4 protein-coding genes are annotated in these 1,572 nt (G+C 51.0%); 2 read left to right on the plus strand and 2 right to left on the minus strand.

The genetic code is table 11. From position 1 onward, the window contains the following. Both BI292_RS10135 and BI292_RS10140 read left to right on the plus strand, forming a co-directional pair. The coding region (locus BI292_RS10135) for a ParB/RepB/Spo0J family partition protein (RefSeq protein ID WP_178076563.1) at nucleotides 1-370 on the plus strand (370 nt) is incomplete at its 5' end. Next, nucleotides 367-786, plus strand: coding sequence for a hypothetical protein (locus tag BI292_RS10140; protein ID WP_101207795.1), 420 nt, complete (start codon nucleotides 367-369; stop codon nucleotides 784-786). The genes BI292_RS10135 and BI292_RS10140, both read left to right, overlap by 4 nt. Nucleotides 787-1,044: 258 nt before the next feature. On the opposite strand, the gene BI292_RS10145 is transcribed toward BI292_RS10140, so the two are convergent. Next, entirely contained in the window at nucleotides 1,045-1,227 is a 183-nt protein-coding gene (locus tag BI292_RS10145; RefSeq protein WP_101207796.1) for a hypothetical protein, read from the minus strand. Nucleotides 1,228-1,354: 127 nt separating this feature from the next. Then, nucleotides 1,355-1,572: glycine zipper domain-containing protein (locus BI292_RS10150; protein ID WP_371918721.1), on the minus strand; the 218-nt coding region annotated here is incomplete at its 5' end.

Raw genomic sequence — 1,572 nt, forward strand, 5'->3', positions numbered from 1 at the left:
GGTTTGGGTTGATGAGGGGGAGCCAGCTTTACCTGATATTGTCAGAAACGTTGACCCAAATAGCCTCAGGCGGGTTCATGCGATTGAAGGAAAGAGTTCTACGAAACGGGTAGAAGACGTTGCTGGCAGAATGCAGGCAAATGGCTTTGATGACGATTGGCCTATCGATGTAGTTGAGCACGAAGGCGAACGTTATATTGTGGATGGACACCATAGGGCGTCAGCCGCGAGACGCACTCATACTCCAGTGACAATCAAACTAATCACCGACATTGCAGCCCACAAAAAGAGTATTTTTACCACCGTAGAAGAAGTGAAAGAGTCTGCAGACTCTGTAGGGTTAGACAGACTGACGAGACCTCGAAGATGAAAAATTTAGCGCTAGAGTATTTGATAGAAGACTTTTTAGAAAAAGTCGACAAAGCGACTGCAATGCTGGAAAAAAAATTCGGCGACAGGTTCATTCTGAGATTATGGGGGACCAAGAAAATCCCCCAACGAGGAACTGTTAGCGGCAACGTCACTTATGAGTTGCATGGTGTTGGATGCCGCGTTTATTTGCCCGAGGCCTGTATTGACTTTGATTATGGTCCCGATGGAAGGATCGACGGATTCGATTCCTGGAGACTGTATATCTATGCAAATGAATTCCCAGAAAGGCATCCGCAGTACACAGAACTGGAAATAGTAGAGCGCGATCTGGATGAATACATAACTGCAGGGAAAGTTAAAAGAATGCATAGCGGAATGTCGAATCTTTACTTCAAAGACGAGCTACTTTGGTGATCTGACATGTTGAGCCCGGAAACACCGGGCTCTAACATTTAACAACCCAAATGAATTTCTTAACTACGCTCCCCATCACCCTCCGACACCTGCTCCACCCCAACCTCATCCTCATCATCAGGCGGACGCTGATCACGGGGCAGTGGATCGGTAGGTGAAGGCAGCGGGTATTCCTGTGTTTCGTCGACATCTTCGACTTTAGGATCAGCGTTCATAAATCACCTCTCATATAACTCGGTACGATCAATCAGCCGACGATCAATCCAAGTCCACATCCTCGTCTTCATACTCGGTGTTACCGACATCGCCGGCATCGTCCGAATCGTTTAGCGGCACGGTCGCGTCGTCCATCAGCGAGCCCGGATCCTCATTTCCCGGATCATTCAAATACGGGTCGCCGCTGCGGTCGTCCTGTTCATTCACTTCGGTTGAAAGTGCCATGGCCTGCCTCACATATTTCGCGGAGTGTATAAAGTTCGAGGCACCCATGAACCAAACGTTCCGCCGCCAAATCGCAGAAACAAAAAACCCGGCACCAGGCCGGGTTTTTCGCGTCACACAAAAACAATCAGCGATGTTTGTTTTTGTGTTTGTTCTTGTGCTTATGGCCGCCGCCAGAATGGGATTTGCCGCTGTCGGTACCCAAGTTGTTGCCAACCGCGCCACCCGCCGCGCCGCCGAGGCCTGCGCCGATGGTCGAACCGGTGGAGCCGCCCAAGCTATGGCCGACTACCGAACCGCCTGCTGCGCCGACACCGCCACCGAGTGCCGCTGCGGTGCGGCTAC

The organism is Pseudomonas sp. 43NM1, assembly GCF_002836905.1.
Lineage (GTDB): Bacteria > Pseudomonadota > Gammaproteobacteria > Pseudomonadales > Pseudomonadaceae > Aquipseudomonas > Aquipseudomonas prosekii.